Source organism: Nitrosomonas eutropha (assembly GCF_003201195.1).
Classification (GTDB): domain Bacteria; phylum Pseudomonadota; class Gammaproteobacteria; order Burkholderiales; family Nitrosomonadaceae; genus Nitrosomonas; species Nitrosomonas eutropha.
Window position 1 is genome coordinate 20,439 of the sequence record NZ_QICQ01000022.1, and the last position, 18,557, is coordinate 38,995.

The 18,557-nt window shown below is 50.2% G+C and carries 14 protein-coding genes, 1 tRNA gene and 5 pseudogenes; 9 read left to right on the plus strand and 11 right to left on the minus strand.

Going from position 1 to position 18,557, the window contains the following annotated elements; translation table 11 throughout:
• Nucleotides 1-47 precede the first annotated feature (47 nt).
• Nucleotides 48-539: pseudogene (locus C8R14_RS08755) on the plus strand (DDE-type integrase/transposase/recombinase); the annotation flags it as partial.
• A 61-nt stretch (nucleotides 540-600) separates the two neighbouring features.
• Here the strand turns inward: C8R14_RS08755 and C8R14_RS08760 are convergent.
• From C8R14_RS08760 to C8R14_RS14115, 3 genes and pseudogenes are all read right to left on the minus strand, one after another.
• Nucleotides 601-1,761, minus strand: a complete 1,161-nt coding sequence (locus tag C8R14_RS08760) for a baeRF3 domain-containing protein (protein ID WP_011633454.1) — start codon at nucleotides 1,759-1,761, stop codon at nucleotides 601-603.
• A gap of 471 nt (nucleotides 1,762-2,232) precedes the next feature.
• Nucleotides 2,233-2,363, minus strand: a pseudogene (locus tag C8R14_RS14110) (IS5/IS1182 family transposase); the annotation flags it as partial.
• 207 nt (nucleotides 2,364-2,570) lie between these two features.
• Nucleotides 2,571-2,761 (minus strand): annotated as a pseudogene (locus C8R14_RS14115) (transposase); the annotation flags it as partial.
• Between the two features lie 236 nt (nucleotides 2,762-2,997).
• On the opposite strand from C8R14_RS14115, the gene C8R14_RS08770 reads away from it, so the two are divergent.
• Nucleotides 2,998-3,537, plus strand: a complete 540-nt coding sequence (locus tag C8R14_RS08770; RefSeq protein ID WP_011633453.1) for an AmiS/UreI family transporter — start codon at nucleotides 2,998-3,000, stop codon at nucleotides 3,535-3,537.
• Nucleotides 3,538-4,198: 661 nt separating this feature from the next.
• Nucleotides 4,199-5,677: a cardiolipin synthase gene (gene cls, locus C8R14_RS08780; RefSeq protein WP_011633452.1), complete on the plus strand. Its 1,479-nt coding sequence runs from the start codon at nucleotides 4,199-4,201 to the stop codon at nucleotides 5,675-5,677.
• A gap of 196 nt (nucleotides 5,678-5,873) precedes the next feature.
• Here cls and C8R14_RS08785 read toward each other — a convergent pair whose 3' ends face one another.
• The 4 genes from C8R14_RS08785 to C8R14_RS08800 form a co-directional block, all read right to left on the minus strand.
• On the minus strand, nucleotides 5,874-6,824 hold the full coding sequence (locus tag C8R14_RS08785; protein WP_041353649.1) for an alpha-L-glutamate ligase-like protein: 951 nt from the start codon (nucleotides 6,822-6,824) through the stop codon (nucleotides 5,874-5,876).
• A 4-nt stretch (nucleotides 6,825-6,828) separates the two neighbouring features.
• Entirely contained in the window at nucleotides 6,829-8,361 is a 1,533-nt protein-coding gene (locus C8R14_RS08790) for an inactive transglutaminase family protein (RefSeq protein ID WP_011633450.1), read from the minus strand.
• Nucleotides 8,358-8,945, minus strand: coding sequence for an ATP-dependent zinc protease family protein (locus C8R14_RS08795; RefSeq protein ID WP_011633449.1), 588 nt, complete (start codon nucleotides 8,943-8,945; stop codon nucleotides 8,358-8,360). The genes C8R14_RS08790 and C8R14_RS08795 overlap by 4 nt, the downstream gene beginning before the upstream one ends.
• A 96-nt stretch (nucleotides 8,946-9,041) precedes the next feature.
• Nucleotides 9,042-9,112: transfer RNA gene (locus C8R14_RS08800), tRNA-Gly, on the minus strand.
• Between the two features lie 59 nt (nucleotides 9,113-9,171).
• Between C8R14_RS08800 and thiS the strand changes: the two genes are divergently transcribed.
• The 3 genes from thiS to trmB are packed head-to-tail and all read left to right on the plus strand — an operon-like array spanning nucleotide 9,172 to nucleotide 10,945.
• Entirely contained in the window at nucleotides 9,172-9,372 is a 201-nt protein-coding gene (thiS, locus tag C8R14_RS08805; RefSeq protein ID WP_011633448.1) for a sulfur carrier protein ThiS, read from the plus strand.
• 59 nt (nucleotides 9,373-9,431) lie between these two features.
• A complete protein-coding gene (locus tag C8R14_RS08810) occupies nucleotides 9,432-10,238 on the plus strand; it encodes a thiazole synthase (protein WP_011633447.1) in 807 nt (268 codons plus the stop codon).
• 32 nt (nucleotides 10,239-10,270) lie between these two features.
• Nucleotides 10,271-10,945 carry a tRNA (guanosine(46)-N7)-methyltransferase TrmB gene (gene trmB / locus C8R14_RS08815; protein WP_011633446.1) on the plus strand — a complete coding sequence of 225 codons (675 nt, stop codon included), beginning with the start codon at nucleotides 10,271-10,273 and terminating at the stop codon, nucleotides 10,943-10,945.
• 177 nt (nucleotides 10,946-11,122) lie between these two features.
• Here the strand turns inward: trmB and C8R14_RS08820 are convergent, their stop codons facing one another.
• The gene (locus C8R14_RS08820; protein WP_011633445.1) at nucleotides 11,123-11,395 is read right to left on the minus strand and encodes an ABC transporter permease family protein; all 273 of its coding nucleotides are present in this window, start codon (nucleotides 11,393-11,395) and stop codon (nucleotides 11,123-11,125) included.
• Between the two features lie 67 nt (nucleotides 11,396-11,462).
• On the minus strand, nucleotides 11,463-12,518 hold the full coding sequence (locus C8R14_RS08825) for a methyltransferase domain-containing protein (protein WP_011633444.1): 1,056 nt from the start codon (nucleotides 12,516-12,518) through the stop codon (nucleotides 11,463-11,465).
• A gap of 235 nt (nucleotides 12,519-12,753) precedes the next feature.
• Here C8R14_RS08825 and C8R14_RS14410 point away from each other — a divergent pair.
• Nucleotides 12,754-13,004: pseudogene (locus C8R14_RS14410) on the plus strand (IS3 family transposase); the annotation flags it as partial.
• Nucleotides 13,005-13,099: 95 nt separating this feature from the next.
• On the opposite strand, the gene C8R14_RS08830 reads toward C8R14_RS14410, so the two are convergent.
• Nucleotides 13,100-14,806, minus strand: coding sequence for a cation:proton antiporter domain-containing protein (locus tag C8R14_RS08830; RefSeq protein WP_011633443.1), 1,707 nt, complete (start codon nucleotides 14,804-14,806; stop codon nucleotides 13,100-13,102).
• A 208-nt stretch (nucleotides 14,807-15,014) separates the two neighbouring features.
• On the opposite strand from C8R14_RS08830, the pseudogene C8R14_RS08835 reads away from it, so the two are divergent.
• Both C8R14_RS08835 and C8R14_RS08840 read left to right on the plus strand, forming a co-directional pair.
• Nucleotides 15,015-15,988: pseudogene (locus tag C8R14_RS08835) on the plus strand (IS481 family transposase).
• A gap of 173 nt (nucleotides 15,989-16,161) precedes the next feature.
• Nucleotides 16,162-18,075 carry an ABC-F family ATP-binding cassette domain-containing protein gene (locus C8R14_RS08840; RefSeq protein WP_011633442.1) on the plus strand — a complete coding sequence of 638 codons (1,914 nt, stop codon included), beginning with the start codon at nucleotides 16,162-16,164 and terminating at the stop codon, nucleotides 18,073-18,075.
• A 104-nt stretch (nucleotides 18,076-18,179) separates the two neighbouring features.
• Here C8R14_RS08840 and C8R14_RS08845 read toward each other — a convergent pair whose 3' ends face one another.
• The gene (locus C8R14_RS08845) at nucleotides 18,180-18,497 is read right to left on the minus strand and encodes an IS5/IS1182 family transposase (protein ID WP_011633441.1); all 318 of its coding nucleotides are present in this window, start codon (nucleotides 18,495-18,497) and stop codon (nucleotides 18,180-18,182) included.
• Between the last annotated feature and the right edge of the window lie 60 nt (nucleotides 18,498-18,557).

An 18,557-nucleotide genomic window follows, 5' to 3' on the forward strand; every position in this document is an offset into this window, starting at 1 on the left:
GATAAAAGGAGTTCTGTCACAAATATTCGTCAAGTGCAAAGCCACAGTTTGTGTCGATAGACAGAGCCACACGTTGGGTGTATGTGGCCATCAAACCCAACAAAACCGCAGCCAGTGCCAGAGCATTTCTGAAGGCGCTGCACAATGCCCGTCCGATCAGGATTACCCGTATCCTGACAAACAACGGCAAGGAATTTACTGACAGACTGTTTGCCAGCCGTGAACGTAATCCCAGTGGCAATCATCAGTTTGACCAGCTGTGCCAGGAACTCGGTATCGGACATCGCCTGACCCGGCCACGCACTGCGCAAACCAATGGGATAGTCGAACGTTTCAATGGGCGTATTGCTGACGTACTCAAGACAACATCGATTCAATAGCGCTGAAAATCTGGAACAGACCCTGATACGTTATGTCAGCCTGTAAACCCGCAACTACCGCAGTCTGCCCTCAAGAGTAAAGCTCCAATGCAGGCCATGAAAGAATGGCATAAAACTCATCCCCCATCTCTTTCATAAAAACCATACAATCATCCGGGACAGATACTACTCAATCCGCAGCAAAGACGCCCGGGTGATATCCTCTCGGGCGTCTTGCCGTTTAGAAACGAAAAACTGCTGCTGCACCTGTGTTGGTAGGCATGCGCTCAGCAGGCACTATCACCACTTCGCCGCCAGTCTTGAGCACCAGTTCGCCCAGATCGTCCAGCAGGTCATCTACCTCTGGGTCATCCAGCTTGCCAACAGTCACCCTGCCGGTGGCAACGTCGATCTGACCCGGAACGATACGGTCGGCTTCGATCAACAGCGTGGCCACGCGCCCTTCGACGGCAGCCTTGGCAATGTCGTCCAGCAAGTCAGAGCCCTGACCCCTGCCATTAGCGACGCCATAAGAATCGACAAAGCCCGCCAGGCGTTCGAGGTATTGTGGCTGGATCAATTGCCATGCGCGCTCACGCAGCGCGTCGATCGACATGGCATCGGGGTGCACGTCCAGAGCATCTTTCAGCAGCTGCGGATTTTTGCTGACCGAGCGGAACAGGTTGTGATGCTCAGGCAGCGCGGCCAGGATCAAGCCCATTCCGCTAGACTTGTCATAGCGATGCATTACAGCCTGATCGACAGCACGGAAAAACTGCTCGGTGTCGCGGTCGACCAGGTTCTGCTTGACGTCGGTGCCTGACCATACAGAGCCACCAGTAGGGCCATGGCCGCCAGTAGGGCCATAAGCGCGGTGCGCGCCTTCGCGGGCGCCTGGGTCTTTGCCAAGCATTCCTTCCGCCGTCCAGGCACCGCTTTCCATAGGAAACATTTCAACCAGGTTGTCGCGGTTACCCTCAAACAGTTTAAAGCTACTGCGGCTCAGTCCCAAAATCTGGTAATGGTCGGCCGATTGCGTGATGCGCATCAATGGCTTGGTATGAAAACTGTCGGCCACCACGACCAGATCGGCCACCGGGCGTGGCAGACAATAGACACGAAACATCCCCGGTGCAGCCAGTACCGCCAAGCCATCGGTCGTATGGTTCCAGAACGCAGCATTGTCGGCCAGAGTATGAAACTGCTCCAGCAGCGGCATCACTTCCCGCTTGGGGTACTTCTGGCGCAGCGACTCTTCCAACTCTTTTACCAGATTGCGAAAGCGGATCGGGTCTTGCACGTTGTCGGGATGCAGCCGGTGCGTCGTCTGGTACAGCGACAGACAAGGCACCTCCTTGTTATGCAGCAGAACGTCTGGGTAGTCATGGTTCAAAGAATTCATTGTGGAACCTTTCAAAAATGGAATTAAAAAACAGCTTTGAAGTGCTGCAGCATGAATAGATAAACAGATCTTACAGTCACGATAACCTGAATTTAAATCGTCAATACTATTTTTTATAAAAAATACGTTAGATTATAAAATACCAACAATGAAGAGGATTTTGTAAAACAAACTAAAGAATATGGGAATGTAACAGGGTTTTTTAAGATTTCTTTGCCTTGAGAAAAATAAAAGCTGTCTTTGTGTCAATTAATGATAGGTCGAATCTCAAGAAAGTAATTGGCATTCATCAATATTGATGATGGGTGTGTGTAACGATCCAGTAAAAACCTGTGCAGATGATAATGGAAAAAAGACGCCATGAGCATCAAAATGGAAGGTGAGATCAGTTGGACAGCCCGCGCGTTGGTGCTGGATATTTTGCAGGGTATAAGCTATGGTCTCCGAAGCGAGCCACGCCTATGAACCTGTTTATGCTCTTCTGGGCAATAGCGTTAAAAGTGCCAGGTGGACAAATTGCAGGCTGGTATTGCGTTTTCGCTCGCAGCTCTTCCATAATCGCCGACATTTTTCCGACCATGAAAAATTCGTTTCATAATCCAGCACCTGGAAATGACTGTAAAAGTGTGCAGTTTACTTCTCCTGGCGATCTCGCGACCACCTCACCCAAACAAACCTGACTGCCTCGGTAAATGGTTGAGCTGTGTAGCCAGAATCAGTAAGCATGCTCAATACGCAGGACAGTCAGGATGCTTGGCGTTAATGCAACAATAGTGTCCTCTTAACGATTGATAACGTCTGCAAGGTTGTTGCTGCAATGGCGTGGGGCAATCCCAAGGTGTCAAGCAATATGTTGTTTGATTCCGGACGCTTTCTTGCCTGCATCGTAGCCTTTTTCCTCGGTGGTATCCGTATTTTTTACACTCTGGGTATCAACAATCGGCATACCTGGACATGCGTTGCAGCCAGCCCGGATACGGGCCTCTGATACCTGGTTTTTTTAAGAAACTGTCAAAGTAGTATGCGAATGTAATGGCGGTGTATCGGTTTTAAATCGCCGTTGACAATAGTCAACAGATTGGGAATTATGTTATGCATCCGTCGAGGTGGTGAACTTCATCATTTACGGCATCAACGGCGTCCTGCCAAACAAATTTGACCAGACCTTGGGCACTACTGCTAGGCTGGTGGAATAATGAAAGCAGTAATAGTAATTCAGTTTAAAGAGGATTAAAGATGGCTGGTGATTTTTTAGGTGTGCCACTACTGTTCATAGGATTTATCCTTATTGTTAACGCTATATGGCTACAGGGCAAGGTGGATACCAAGGATGTTGGAATCTTCAACCTGCTAGTTGGGATCCTCGCCACTATTGGCGCACTTTATTTCGGTTTGGTACAGAACAATTTTCCGCTGTCCGCCGGAGGTTTGCTGTTCGCCATGACCTATCTGTGGGTCGGTATCAACGCAGTTCGCGGCGCTGAAGATCAGCGTGCGCTGGGGTATTACTGCCTGCTGGTTGCATTCACGACTGTGTCTTATGCCATCAAGGCTTTTATGGATGGAGATCTGGGCTGGACCTTTGAATGGATCACATACGGCATTCTCTGGTACCTGTTCTACCAAATAATGACCAAGGGCAACACCAAACTCATGGGGATGACTATCGCGATGACATATTTTGTCGGTATCGAAGTCGCGATAACCGGTTGGATCTACCTGTACGGTTACTGGCCGTTCGGCAACTGGTGGCCACTGCAAATCACCGCCAGCTGATAAAGAAACGCAAATAAATCTCCGGGTTACAGGCGGCACCTCCCATTTTTCTCGATATCGCACAAGGCCAGGCACAAGAGTTTACTGGCTGCGCCGCCTACGGGAAAAACTTCAATCAGGCTGTCAGGTTGTCCTCAAACAGCTGCATCAGTCCCAAAATTTGGTAACAAACAGTCGGCTGATTGTGTGATGCGTATCCATGGCTGAGGGCGGAAGCTGATGGCCACCGGGCGCGGCGGATGATAAAAGTGAATATCCCCGGTGCAACCAGCACTACCAAGCTATCGGTCGCATGATTCCAGTCCAGAACGCAGCATTTCAGTCAGAGCATGAAACTGCTCCAGTAGTAGTAGCACTTCGTGCTTGGGGTACTTCTGGCTTTAGATAAACCGAACACTTTTATCGCCATTTATCTTTCTGTATTGAAACAATTATGATGTCCACAATAAAATGCGTACTTTGATAAAAATCATCAACTATGCCAAAGGTTGCGATATAGAAAACTGGTGAATATATTGAAAAAGCTTCATGGTTAAAATTCAGAGACAATTTCAGCCTCAAATCTACTTTCTTCAACATTTTTACCACAAAGTACGCACTTGCTGGATAAGCCGGAATCTTCCGGGTGTTAATCAATAAAAGGCAAAGGAACCAAATCTGAATGGACGTCGTTCTGAATCTGCTAAGTGAATCGCAGACTACCGTGGTCATGATCTTTGTCACAACCACTGAACTGCTTGGCATTGCGTCAGCCTGGCATGCGATAAACAAAGTTAGAACGTCCCAGGCGGCCGTCGCGTGGGCTGTTGGCCTCGTCGCGATGCCGATTTTGGCGCTACCGCTGTACTGGGTATTCGGACAGAAACAGTTTGCAGGTTATCGAGACGCCATTCGGCAGGTGGGTGAGCAGCACCAAGCTTCCGTCGAAGCGGTCCATCGTGAATTGATGACGGACAGAAACGCCGGCAGTGCAACGGGCGAGTCGCCGTTGGACGTTCTAGCAGACGTTCTTGATACACCATTGAGTTGTAACAATACTTTTCTATTGTTGATTGATGGCGAGTCTTTTTTTAACACGTTGTTTGAACAGATCCACAGCGCAAAAAGCTATATTTATATCGAATTTTACATTATCCGAGATGACAATATTGGCCGTGAGTTTGCAGAAGCTTTATGCAAACGCGCTCAGGCCGGAGTCACTGTGCGTCTGCTGTACGACGAAATCGGCTGCACGAAACTGACAAAGACATGGTTGCAGCGGGTCCGCGATGCCGGTGTGGACGTGTTGGCTTTCAATACGCGTCAGGGTTGGGCCAATCGTTTTCAATTGAACTTTCGCAACCACCGTAAACTCGTCGTGATCGATGGGCAGCGAGCGATCGTAGGTGGCCTGAATGTCGGTGACGAATATCTTGGTCGCATCTCCTGGGCTCCTCGCTGGCGGGACACGGCAATTCATGTTGACGGAGCAGTTGCCCGAAAAATTCAAGCCGTATTCGCCAGTGATTACTATTGGGCCACTCGACGGGATCTGCCGGAAGCTGTCTGGAGCACGATTGCCGAAGTACAAGTCGTTTCGGGTGATCAGCATGGAATGGCGGCGGTGTGCGCGACCGGCCCGACAGACGACCGTATGCGCGCTACCATGATGTTCGCTACCATTGCCGGCTGCGCTCGAAAGCGGCTGTGGATCAGTTCTCCGTACTTAGTCCCGGATGATTCCTGCATTACGGCGCTATCGATGGCTCGGGCAAGAGGCATCGATGTGAGAATTCTGATTCCCGAAAAGGCTGACTCCTGGCTCGTGTTCCTTGCCGGCTTCTATTACGAACAGCAACTCGAATCACTGGGCATTCCGGTATACCGTTATTGTTCCGAAGGATTCATGCACCAGAAGTGCATTCTGGCGGACGACAATCTGGTACTGATCGGATCAACTAATCTGGACAATCGCTCTCTGCACCTGAATTTCGAACTGATGCTGGCGGTAGCAGATCCCGGTCTTGTTCAGGAGGCAGCACAAATGCTGGAACAAGATTTCGCAGCTTCCGATAACATGAATGCGAGTCATGGTCGGCTGCGGCCATGGTACATCCGTACCGGGACCATTGTCGCCAGATTGTTTAGTCCGATATTGTAATTTCGGTATTACCAAATTTAGTGAGCTGCATATCTTTAACAATTAATGTAAACAGCTCTTCCTGTTGGGTCCATATTTATATGGGCCGCTTTGGTGTTAACTACTATGTTGTCTGTCATATGTGTTTAAAGCCCTAACAGACCACTGAAATGGGATATAAAATGGGATATATTCAAACGGATAAATTTTCGCAACATCAAGTCTGATTTTCCAGAAACAATTGTTGTCCCAGTGTGGCACGGGCTGATGCCGAGGTAGGAATTTCTTTCAGTTTGGCGATTTTTTCCAACAACTGGCTCATACCTCTGCGGTTGGCAATCTGGATGGATAAACCGGGGCGTGCATTGAGTTCCAGTACCAGTGGGCCCAATTCCCGATCGAGCACAACGTCCACCCCCAGATAGCCTAGTCCGACCAGCTCATGACATTGCGCTGCCAGTGTCAGCAATTTATGCCAGTGAGGAATTTTGAGTCCACTGATGGCAACACCGGTATCCGGGTGTTGTTCAATTGGGTAATTTTGCCAGATAGCATGGGTGGTACAGCCGGTCATCATATCGATACCAGCACCCACTGCACCCTGGTGAAGATTGGCCTTGCCATCCGACATGCGGGTTGGCAAGCGTACCATGGAAGCGACTGGAATTCCTCTGAAGACGATGGTGCGAATATCCGGCACGCCACGGTAGGAAACTTCCTCAAACAGCGGATCAAACTTGACCCGGTATTCAATCAGCGCCTGATCGGGCTGGCCACCCAGGCTGTACAGGCCGCTGAGTATGTTGGAAATATGATATTCGATATCTTCCCCGGTCAGCAGGTCACCATTATTTTGCCGGTAACGATTATTGAGACGCCCGGTAATGACACAAATACCACTGCCTCCCGAGCCATGCGCCGGTTTGATCACAAAATCTTCATGATCCTTGACGATCTCGGGAACGCGGCTGACATCATATTGGATTTCAATCACGCCATACAGCTCGGGTACCGCAATACCGGAAGCTGTCGCCAAATATTTGGTCCGCAACTTGTCATCCACCAGCGGATAAAGCGAGCGCTTGTTATAACGCAGAATAAAATCAGCATTGCGCTGATTCATACCAACGACTCCACTCTGCTTGAGCCTTTCCCAGATTCCAAACATGATATTACGGCTTGTTCCGCGCAAATGCACGGAAACGCCAGAGTTCCATCAGTCGGTAGCCCGAGTAGCGCCCCAGTAGCAGGATTATGGCCAACACTACCAGCAACAGTTCTGGAAAGGCAAAGAACATGTACTGAAATTCATTGATATTCATGGCCAGATAACCTATCACCGCTACCAGCAGGCTGCCTGAAACCTGCTTGAATGCTTCAGCTGGACCAGCCTCTTCCCAGGTCAGTGACATACGCTCGATTGTCATCGTCATAATAACGATCGGGAACAAGGCCACGGACAACCCGGTCTCCAGCCCAAGCTTGTGCATGACCACGCTAACACCAGCGACCAGTAACACCACCATGGTCAACACCGCTGCAAGGCGAGGTACCAGCAGCAGTTTCAACTGTTCAACATAGGCGCGCAACAGCAATCCGAGACCGACAATCAGACAGAACAGAATCACGCCCCATAATAATTCTGTTTCGCGGAAAGCCAGTGCGATCAGGACCGGCATGAACGTGCCAAACGTCCGGATTCCGATGATGTTGCGCATGAATACCACCACTAAAGCGCCCAGCGGTATCATCAGCAACACTTTGTACACATTCTGGACATGCACCGGCAACGAGTACAGTGAAAAATCCATCAGATGGAAACCTCTTTCCGCCGAACGGGAGCCGGCAATATTGATGGTTTCCTGTAATGCACTGGCAACAGTATATTGAATGCTCGATTCTGTAGCGCCTTCAATTGAGAAGGCTCGATCATCGTCAATCTGCCACACAATGAAATTCGACGGCAATCCTTCCTGTCCATCCTTGATATTCAGTGAACGCCACTGTTTGCCATCATAAACCTGCAGAAAATGCTCCAGCTCCGAATATTCTTTGTTGTCCTGCAGGCGCAGGCCGCGAACGATACGGGAAGGAATACGAGCGCCGGCCAGTATCCAGCTCAGATTTTTTGCCAAATTACGTGTCCGGTTGATATGCTTCAGCAGCAATTTTAGCTCCGTCATGGATGCTGCTGCATTCAACTGTTCAATCACACGCTGCGAAAAAGAAACGGTATCGGCAGATTGCTGACGTGCCTTATCCAACAGTCCTTGAATCACCGGGGCCAGGTTTTCCGGATACTCCGGGGCCTTCGGATAAACTGGCACCACATCCGGTTTTTGTACAGCTCCCTCGTTTTCAAATAATACAACCCGGTAAAACAGTAACTGCTTACCCTGCGCTCTTCGTTTAGCCCAGTGCGCAACACGACCGGCATTATCCTGCTCGATTGCCAGCCCATAATCCGCACTGACAAAATCCTCATCAAGAATGGAATAACCGGGAGGGTTAAGCGGAAGCGGCAGGGTTACCTTGATCGCGCTGTCAGATTTAGCGCGAAAGCTGATACGCGCTTCAATATCCCATACCTCTGCCTGTTCGGAAGCAGTCAAAGGCAGGCCAATTACAGCAACCTTGTAATAGGCCAGTCCCAGTCCTATGAAACACAGTATGAAAGCCAGCAAATAAAGATGCAGTTTTCTCATTCAGGCTGCCTGGAATCAGTTGGTTCATCACTCTTCTTTTTCTTTTTGACGTGACCGCACACTGCCTTGGTGAGATAGGCACGCGCAGGATCAACCAGTGCATAACCGGCCAGCGCCTTGCGCCCGAGCAATACCGGATAATTCAAGGCACGGCGATCAATCAAATCAAACTCGGTTTCCCGAACCTCATCTGCCAGACAGATCTCCATGGAAATCACCGGGCGTTCCTGAGAAGGTCCGTCGTGCTGTTTGATTTTAAGCATCCGGGTCAACGGGCGCTCAATCTCGACAGAGCGTTCCCCGGAACCCTTCCTGAAATCAAAGGTAAATTTAACCCATGGCTTACCATTTTTTCTGAATACCTCAATATCGCGAGCGCTCATGGAAGCAGTATTAGCGCCGGTATCGACTCGTGCAGGCATCTTAATTCCCCAAGGTTCCAGGCGGATAAATTCAACCCAGCCAAGAATTTTTAGGGAATCCGGGGTCTCGGCAGATTTTTCTGCCCAGGTGGCACCATAAGGCAATAGCAGCAAAACTGCAGACAAGATGTACAAGATCTGTCTGATTAAACGAATAGTCATCGGGGTTTCTGAATTTTTGTAATAGTTAAAGAATCACTCTCGGTAACCGGATAATTCTGACAGATAAAATTAACGTGGGTTGTCAGTCTCTGGATGAGCGGGTGAAGGGAATCGAACCCTCGTCGTAGGCTTGGGAAGCCTCTGCTCTACCATTGAGCTACACCCGCATGTTAGAATGGATTGCTTGGTTTAAAGTCTACCTTACCTTGGGTACTTTTTAAATATTATGCAACTCATAATCAACGGACAGCAACAAAGTTATGATGGCCCGCTGAATATACAGCAACTGGTTGAACACTTGTCGCTGCAGAACAAGCGCATAGCCATTGAACGCAACGGTGAAATCATCCCCCGCAGCAGTTTTCCCGAACAAATCCTCAATGATGGGGATCAACTGGAAATTATTGTGGCAGTTGGTGGGGGCTGATTATTAAAATTTGCTTTGATCCTGTCCCCAACTAACACAAAACAACCACTGACACACTTATGGACACGCTCGTCATTGCTGGTAAAAGTTATACTTCCCGTTTACTGCTGGGGACGGGAAAATACAAGGATTTTACTGAAACCCGCGCTGCAGTTGATGTCAGTGGCACACAAATTATCACCGTAGCCATACGTCGTACCAATATCGGGCAGAATCCCGATGAACCCAACCTGCTGGATGTACTGCCTCCCTCACAATTTACGCTCCTGCCCAATACCGCCGGCTGTTACACGGCAGCAGACGCCGTTCGCACGCTACGCCTGGCACGCGAACTGCTCGACGGACATGCGTTAGTTAAACTGGAAGTGCTGGGCGATCAGAAAACGCTGTTTCCCGATGTGGTGGCAACGCTCGAAGCAGCCAGAATTCTGGTCAAGGATGGTTTCCATGTCATGGTCTATACATCGGATGATCCCATCGTCGCCAGACAACTGGAGGATATCGGCTGTGCCGCCATCATGCCACTGGCCTCGCTGATTGGTTCCGGCATGGGCATCCTGAATCCCTGGAATCTGCAGATCATCATTGACAAGGTCAAAGTGCCGGTTATCGTTGATGCTGGCGTCGGTACTGCATCGGATGCCGCCATTGCCATGGAGCTCGGCTGTGATGGTGTACTGATGAATACGGCTGTAGCCAGCGCCCGCAACCCGATACTGATGGCCTCGGCCATGCGCAAAGCAGTTGAAGCAGGACGCGAAGCCTGGTTGGCCGGACGCATGCCGAAGAAAATTTATCAGGCCACGCCAAGCTCCCCGTCAGAAGGCATGATTACCGGATCGCCGCATTCTGCTGCAAACAATTAAGCTGCAGCAACGCTTCTTCAGGAAACCGATTTTTGTCTTCTCACCCTCCTATTCGCAGCTATGTGCTCCGCCAGGGGTATTTTTCCCATGCACAGCGGCACGCTTACGAATCCCTGCTGCCGCGTTACGGTATTCCATTCTCGGAAAACCCGATTGATCTCGATTCGATTTTTGGACGTACCGCACCAAAAATTCTGGAAATCGGATCAGGCATGGGGGAAACCACTGTCGAGATTGCTGCCCAGCATCCGGAAAAAGATTTTGTGGCCATTGAGGTTCATGCACCCGGAATTGGCAGCCTGCTTGATCGTATCGAGAAACACGGCCTGACCAATCTGCGGATTATTCCGCATGATGCCAAACTGGTTTTGCAACACATGCTTACTGGTGAATCACTGGATGGGATCCACATTTTTTTCCCGGATCCGTGGCCCAAGGCACGCCACCATAAGCGCCGCCTGATCCAGTCGGATTTTGTCTCGCTGCTGTGTAACCGGCTGAAACCTGGTGGTTATCTGCATATCGCCACCGACTGGGAAGACTACGCCATTCATAGCCTGCATGTTTTAAGCAGCGAGCAGCGGCTCATCAATACTGCCGCTGACTATGCCCCCCGCCCCGCATACCGGCCACTGACCAAATTCGAGCAACGTGGCATGAAGCTCGGCCACACCATCCGCGACCTGATATTCACCAAAGCTGCCTGAACAATCCTCCTTGCGCTTGTGATTACCGACACTTGGTAGAAAATATTTTTGCATGGTTGAAGCAGCAGAACCGATGTCTCCAGCACCAATGCGCGGGCAAATGCATAACCACACTATTGTTGGCCACCAGAGAGCGCTAGTGCTGAGGAATAGGCTGCGCTTCATCACCGCTGACGTTCATTGATAGATTGTATCGTAGATATGCACAGCCAAGGCACGGCCAGTATCGGACAATGATTCCGGTATGCGATCAACATAGCTGCTGGTGAAAATCAACGCCGCTGTCTCCGCCGTGGCACGACCGATGCCAAGCATGAGCCCAGCAGCGATAGCCGACCCGGCCGCCGGTAACAGGATATGCCCGGCGCGCACGTTAGCAACAGTAGCCGCCATTTCTTCCAACGGCAGCAACTTGATCGGCGCGCCCTGTGCCGATGGAGATATAACCAATACTCTCCGGATTGCCTACTACAGTCTTGATGTTCATTCTTGATCTCTCTTGTACAAACGTTTATTTCTAGCAGCACGTGCCGCCAGAGCCTGACAAGGAAGTGTTCATATCGAACGGCAACTTGCTGCCACAGCCGTCAAACAAACCAAAATGACGCTCAAAATTACCGATAAAATCAAAATGTGATGCAAAACGAGAATCATGCAACATGCGCCAAGTGTTGCCGCACACGGGAAAGACGCGGCCAGTGTCGATCGCGTGATGTTTGTCGAGAACGAAACGTTCGGCGCAGTAGGGAATTGTGCCGCGGTAGATGACAGCCTGGCCATAATCCTCACACGCCGTTTCCAGATCACCGAGCTTGAAGAGCCTGTAGTTGGCTGAAAAAAAACGTACATCACCGACCCGTGGCGCCAATGCAGGATCGGTGATCTGCAATGGACGGTCGGTCACCAAGCGCGGATCAAGAAAGCCGTGTCGATGCGCCAGGCGCAGAAAGTCATTCCAGTACAATGCGCCCCCCAGACATTCGCCGTACAACACTGAATCGTCGCGTACTGCTGCCGGCACGCGTCGGTCGGCGTACACATCAGAGAAGTAGAATTCGCCACCGTCTTTCAGCAGGTATTGCACACCACGCAGTACCGCATCCTTGTCAGGCGACAGGTTGACGACACAATTGGAGACGATCACATCGAAACTACCCGGCTCCAGGTCGAGTTCATCCAGACGCTCAATATAGCCGTGCAAAAAGCGCACATTGTCGTAACCGATGGATTGCACATGGAAAGCCTTGTGTTTTACGGCCACAGCGAGTTGCTCGTCAGTCATGTCAATGCCGATCACCTCGCCCGTCGGTCCTACCAGTTGCGCCAGAGCATACACATCGCGTCCTGAGCCACATCCGAGATCGAGCACTCGGCAACCTTCCAACAAGGGCGGACAAACCAGGCCACAACCATAATAGCGCGATAGCACTTCCGGATGGATGTGCTCAAACACAGGCTTGAGCCAGGCTGGCATCGCACTGATATCGCAGCAGGTACTGGTTTTGAGATCGCCAGTATGCTGTAATTGGCGACCGTAATAATCTTTGACTGAGTCTTGAACGATGTTGTGCATGATAAATGTCCTGGTAATTGAGTGCGGTATTGGAATTGGTCGTTGTAACGAAGGCGGTTCTTACACTCACCTCAAACTGAATCGGGCCCAGTAAAAGAAAAGTGATCGGCTCATGCTGGTAGATCAAATGTTTGCCAAGAGCGCGCGGGGCAGCTGGTCACCTGCGTGACTAGATGAGATCGAATCTGGTTATCCGGGCACTGTTCCATTGTTCCGTGCAATTGACGAAAAACTTCCGGAGCAAGGCTTAATTCTTCACTTGGATCGTGGTAGCCAATATTGCTCACATGATGACCAGCACATATTAAAACAATTTGGTTTGGTCGCGCCTCCATGAGTGGCAAGGGAGATTGCTGGGATAACGCCCCTAGCGGAAGCTTCTGGAGAATCTTCGAAACCGAATTGGTACAGCATCGGAAATTCAGAATACGATTACAAGTAAAACAGGAAAGACTCGGTTATCTATCGCCAGTAGAATTTAAATAACAATGTTATGCAAATCTGATCGCCGCTTAAACACATGGACTCCATTTTTGACAACACACCTCACCCGTTGGCTGTGTGGTGAAGTATGAACGCTCTCACAACCTCTTTTTTTCATCTTCCACAACGGGCTGATAACCTCGGTTTCTCAGATTTTGAACGGCCTCCTCAATTTCATCGGCCGCAACATTGAGCATCCGCAGCGCTGTCACCCCAAGGCTCAGACTCGATTCAATTGTTTCCGGGTAAGCATGGGCAGCACCGGCCGCTAGCAAATGCCGGCTGGTTTCCAGGTCCCGTACCCGTACAATCACCGGAACATGGGCACTGGTTCTTTTTATATAGATCATGGCACTTAATGCGGTGCTCTTGATATCAACTGCCAGCACGATCAGAGACGCCCGCTCCACCCGAATGGAGGCCAGTAATATGGGATCGGCAATATCACCGAGCCAAACCGCATGTCGATCCGCCCGGCCCAGGGCCACCCGTCGGGGATCCGTATCAAACGCCACAAACGGTATACCGCATGCATGCAATAAAATAGCAATCGTACGCCCCATGCGCCCGTAGCCACCAATTATCACGGAACGCTCGGCCGCTTGCGGCAACTCGGCTGCCTCCTCATCAGATGGCGGTGAAGTCTTAGTCAAGAAAGTAGCGATGGCATCATTGAAGCGGATCAGCACAGCACCCAAAACCATCGACAGAAGTACGGATGATATCGCGATCTGACCAAGCCCGATGTCAATCACACCAGAATCAAGTGCAATTGCAATGAGGGCAAGCCCGAACTCACCACCCACACTCAACATTAGTCCCGTGCGCCACATCATCCTGGCATCAACCCCAATCCCGCGTACCAATGCGGCAACAATCAGGATCTTGCTGATCAAAATAAGCAAGGCGCCTAGCAGTGTCCACTGCCAGATAGGCGGTATCGCCACCGGGTTGAAACGCATGCCAATACCAATAAAGAAAAGGCCCAGCAACACATCCCGGAACGGGCTGATACTGGACTCAACCTGATGGCGAAACTCTGTTTTACCCAGAACAAGGCCGGCAAGGAATCCACCGAAGGCCAGTGACAAGCCCAAGCTGTTAGTAATCCATGCGGCAAACAGGGCCACCAGCAACACGGCCAGCGTAAATACCTCAACTGACCTGCGTTCAGAAATAATCTGAAAAAATGGGGATAATAGCCAGCGCCCGACGATGAACACCAGAATGAAAGCCAACACCGCTTTGGCAAAAGCCAGAGCCAGGGATCCAGCCAGCACATCGGCGGCCACGGATACACCTAGAACCGGGATCACCACCAGAAATGGAACGGCAGTGACATCCTGAAACACTGACATGGCCAGACCCAGACGGCCGTGGGGCGTATTTACCTCACCTTGTTCAGTGAGCAGGCTGGCAATAATAGTGGTGGAGGACTGGGCAAACACCGCACCAAACACGAATGCTGCAATGATAGGAAGCCCGGCAAGCCAGGTAACAACGCCCACCACCAAGGTGGTAAGCACGACTTGCCCGGTACCCAGTCCGAGAACCCGGGTTCTCAGCGCATCCATTTGCGGCAGGGAAAAGTTAAGCCCAATGGTAAACAACAAGAAAACAACACCGAACTCCGCGAGCGATTCCAGCCCAGGCATAGAGACCACAGGCCCAGCTGTATGGGGCCCCAGCAGGATTCCAACCAGTAGGTAACCCAGGCTGGTGGGGATATGCAGCCGCTGAAAAACCACCACCACAGTGATGGCAACGGCCAGCAGTAGAATAATCTGAACGAGATACTCCATCATGGCTGGAGTTTACCGTGCAAGGCCTGCCATAGGCTACTACAACAAGTGGAATCGAATAGTTGGATACCCTAGTACCGAAGTTAAAGAGTTATTTGTTCAGTCCCATATGATTGTATAGATAAAACTCGTTATCCGCTGTTCATGGCGCGAGCTGTCATGAGAGAGCTGATAGAATCCTTCAGGCCATCCGGGAGAGCCATGAAATGATATAGCTTTACATAAGAATGCTCGTACTACACCAGCGATACGGGCTGAAATTGCCGCAAGCGTTGACTCTGCTGCGGTGCTGGCGCAACGCTATGACGTCACCGAACAGACGATCTGCAAATGGAAGCATCGCGATGTTTTTACCGATCGGTCACATACGCCACACCGGCTGCAGACTACGCTTACACCAGCACAAGAAGCCATTGTGATTTATCTGCGTCGCTCACTGCTGCTGCCTTTGGATGATCTGCTGGCCATCACCCGTGAATTTTTATGCCCTGACGTCTCTCGCTCCGGGCTGGGCAGATGCTTGCAACGCCATGGTGTGGGTAATCTTAATGTGTGCTCAAACCCAAAGAAGCGCAACCCGCACACAAGGCTTTCAAGCATTATCAACCCGGTTATATCCATATCGACATCAAATACCTGCCACAAATGCAAGATGAACACCGCAGGCGCTACCTGTTGATAGCAATAGACAGGGCCACCCGTTGGGTGTATGTGGCCACCAAACCCAACAAAACCGCAGCCAGCGCCCAGTGCCGGAGCATTTCTGAAGGCGCTGCACAATGCCTGTCCGATCAAGATTACTCGTATGCTGACAGACAACGGCAAGGAATTTACTGACAGACTGTTTGCCAGCCGTGAACGTAATCCCAGTGGCAATCATCAGTTTGACCAGCTGTGCCAGGAACTCGGTATCGAACATCGCCTGACCCGGCCACACACTGCGCAAACCAATGGGATGGTCGAACGTTTCAACAGACATATTACTGACGTACTCAAAATATATCGCTTCAATAGCGCTGAAGATCTGGAACAGACCCTGATACGTTATGTCAGTCTGTAAACCCGCAACTACCGCTGTCTGCCCTCAAGAGTAAAGCTCCAATGCAGGCCATGAATGAATGGCATAAAACTCATCCCCATCTCTTTCATAAAAAACCATACAATCATCCGGGATGCGACAATTAGCCAGAGATAAGTTACCCGAGTGATATCAGTCGCGAACAATTTGAAATCATCAAACTGTTATTACTCAGCAACAGGCATCATTCTTATGGCTACCCTCACTCAAAAGCTCGTAAGACAAACTAAATGGCTCTCTCCATATCAGTAACAGCCGCGAAACTGCTAAACTGCGCGCCATGATACGAATCTCAGAACTAACCCTGCAACGTGGCCCTTTGCGCTTACTAGAAAATGCAGATTTAACCCTACACCCAGGGCATAAAGTCGGCTTAATTGGTGCCAATGGTGCCGGCAAATCCAGCTTATTCGCCCTGCTGCGCGGCGAACTGCATCCTGACGCGGGCGATTGTTTATTGCCGATGAACTGGCGCATTGCCCATATGCGTCAAGAAATCGACGCACCTGATCGTGATGCGATTGATTATGTACTCGATGGTGACAGCCACTTACGCGATATTCAACAGCAATTAGCCAAAGCTGAACAACGGCAAGATGGGGTCGAGCTTGGTCGCTTGTACTCGGAACTTGACAACGCTGATGCCTATACCTCCGACGCGCGCGCGCGTAAATTATTAGCTGGTTTGGGTTTCTTGGAAGAACAAATGGAAAACCAGGTCAACAGCTTTTCCGGTGGCTGGCGGATGCGCTTAAATCTAGCGCAAGCATTGATGTGCCCATCAGATTTACTATTACTTGATGAGCCCACCAACCACTTGGACCTCGATGCAATTTTATGGTTGGAAGGTTGGCTGCAAAACTACTCCGGTACTTTGTTACTGATTTCCCATGACCGTGATTTTTTAGATGCGGTGGTCGGTCATATTGTCCATATTAATCAGCAAAAACTAACGCTGTATCGCGGCGGCTACACAGCCTTTGAACGCGCCTGTGCTGAACGTATTATGCAGCAGCAACAAGCGCACGAAAAACAAAGCGCACAGCGCGCGCATATGGAAGATTTCATCCGACGCTTTAAAGCCAAGGCCAGTAAAGCACGGCAAGCACAAAGCCGTGTTAAAGCCCTGGAGCGCATGGAGGAGTTGGCGCCAGCACACTTTGATTCACCTTTTGACTTTATTTTCCGCAAAGCCGATAAAGTCTCTACCCCGCTGCTGAATCTCGATGAAGCAGCGCTTGGCTACCACGCAGAGCAGCCTATTTTAAGCAATGTAAAACTACAGCTAGTCCCCGGCGCACGGATTGCTTTGCTTGGCCCCAACGGTGCAGGTAAATCAACGCTGATTAAAAGTATTATGGGTGATTTACCGTTATTGGCAGGCCAGCTCACCTGTAGTGAAAACTTAGTGATCGGCTACTTTGCTCAGCATCAACTGGATTCACTTGATCCCAAAGCCAGCCCGTTACTGCATTTTCAACGCATTGCTCAAGATGAGCACGAGCAAGTCTTGCGTAATTTTCTCGGCGGTTTTAATTTTCGAGGCAAGCGCTGTGATGAACCCGTGCTCAATTTCTCTGGTGGTGAAAAAGCCCGCTTAGCTTTGGCACTGATTGCGTGGGGCAAACCTAATTTATTACTGCTCGATGAACCCACCAACCACCTTGATTTAGAAATGAGACAAGCATTGAGTATGGCTTTACAAGATTTCTCCGGTGCACTACTGCTGGTGTCTCACGATCGTCATCTGATTAAAAGTACCATGGATGAGTTGTACTTAGTCGCCGAGGGCCGGGTACAAGAGTTTGCAGGTGATCTTGAGGACTACAGCAAATGGCTCAGCGACTATCGTTTGCGCCAGCATCCTAATAGCGATGCAGGCACCAGCCCCGATAAAGTCGATCGCCGTGCACAACGCCAAGCAGCTGCAGCACTACGTAAACAACTGGCACCGCTACGCAAGCACACTGATACATTGGAAAAACAGTTAGATAACATTCAAAAAGAGCTACAGGCTTTGGAAACCATCTTGACTGATAATAATCTCTATGAGCCGCCACAAAAAGAGCAGCTCAAGCAACACTTAAACCAGCAAACCAACTTGCTACAACAGCAAGTGAAACTGGAAGAAACCTGGCTCAATAACTTAGAAGAGCTAGAATTATTGCAAAGTGAACTTGAGGAAGATGCATAACGCAATGGTTTGAAGAGCTGGCTGAACTGGGTATCACGAAACGCTTGGCCACCCCACTGAATCGCCCCGGCCGGTAGCCATACAAGTCCGAAACTATTGAACCACTATACTGCCGCCTGTGTTCGTGACACACGCCATGGGCCGCCTTTCTTGCTTGAGTACCTTTCAGAATTGCGTTTGCCTTCAGTATTCCTGGTGGAAGGCGGTGCAGCAATCAAGCTGACATCGACGATCATCTTGTTTGAGAAACTTTGGGCTGCCAGTTGGCGATTGACAGTGGCAAAGCCTTGCTGAGCCAGGTTATGTTGTTCCAGCAGGTGACGAAAACGCAGTATAAGTATAGCGCTTTCATCAAGCATGCGATCCAGTTCAAAACGGCAGAACTGGCGCAGGCTGGCAATCTCATCAAGTACATCTTCCATGTCCGGATCAGAGTAGTTGTAGGCAATTTAGGCAATACGCACCCGCACCGAATGGAAAAT

Bases quoted from the DNA above. Each gene is read 5' to 3' on its own strand.
- C8R14_RS08760 (WP_011633454.1), bottom strand. From the start codon at position 1,761: ATGAATTCTTTGAACCATGACTACCCAGACGTTCTGCTGCATAACAAG.
- C8R14_RS08770 (WP_011633453.1), top strand. From the start codon at position 2,998: ATGGCTGGTGATTTTTTAGGTGTGCCACTACTGTTCATAGGATTTATC.
- cls (WP_011633452.1), top strand. From the start codon at position 4,199: ATGGACGTCGTTCTGAATCTGCTAAGTGAATCGCAGACTACCGTGGTC.
- C8R14_RS08785 (WP_041353649.1), bottom strand. From the start codon at position 6,824: ATGTTTGGAATCTGGGAAAGGCTCAAGCAGAGTGGAGTCGTTGGTATG.
- C8R14_RS08790 (WP_011633450.1), bottom strand. From the start codon at position 8,361: ATGAGAAAACTGCATCTTTATTTGCTGGCTTTCATACTGTGTTTCATA.
- C8R14_RS08795 (WP_011633449.1), bottom strand. From the start codon at position 8,945: ATGACTATTCGTTTAATCAGACAGATCTTGTACATCTTGTCTGCAGTT.
- thiS (WP_011633448.1), top strand. From the start codon at position 9,172: ATGCAACTCATAATCAACGGACAGCAACAAAGTTATGATGGCCCGCTG.
- C8R14_RS08810 (WP_011633447.1), top strand. From the start codon at position 9,432: ATGGACACGCTCGTCATTGCTGGTAAAAGTTATACTTCCCGTTTACTG.
- C8R14_RS08825 (WP_011633444.1), bottom strand. From the start codon at position 12,518: ATGCACAACATCGTTCAAGACTCAGTCAAAGATTATTACGGTCGCCAA.
- C8R14_RS08830 (WP_011633443.1), bottom strand. From the start codon at position 14,806: ATGATGGAGTATCTCGTTCAGATTATTCTACTGCTGGCCGTTGCCATC.
- C8R14_RS08840 (WP_011633442.1), top strand. From the start codon at position 16,162: ATGATACGAATCTCAGAACTAACCCTGCAACGTGGCCCTTTGCGCTTA.
- C8R14_RS08845 (WP_011633441.1), bottom strand. From the start codon at position 18,497: ATGGAAGATGTACTTGATGAGATTGCCAGCCTGCGCCAGTTCTGCCGT.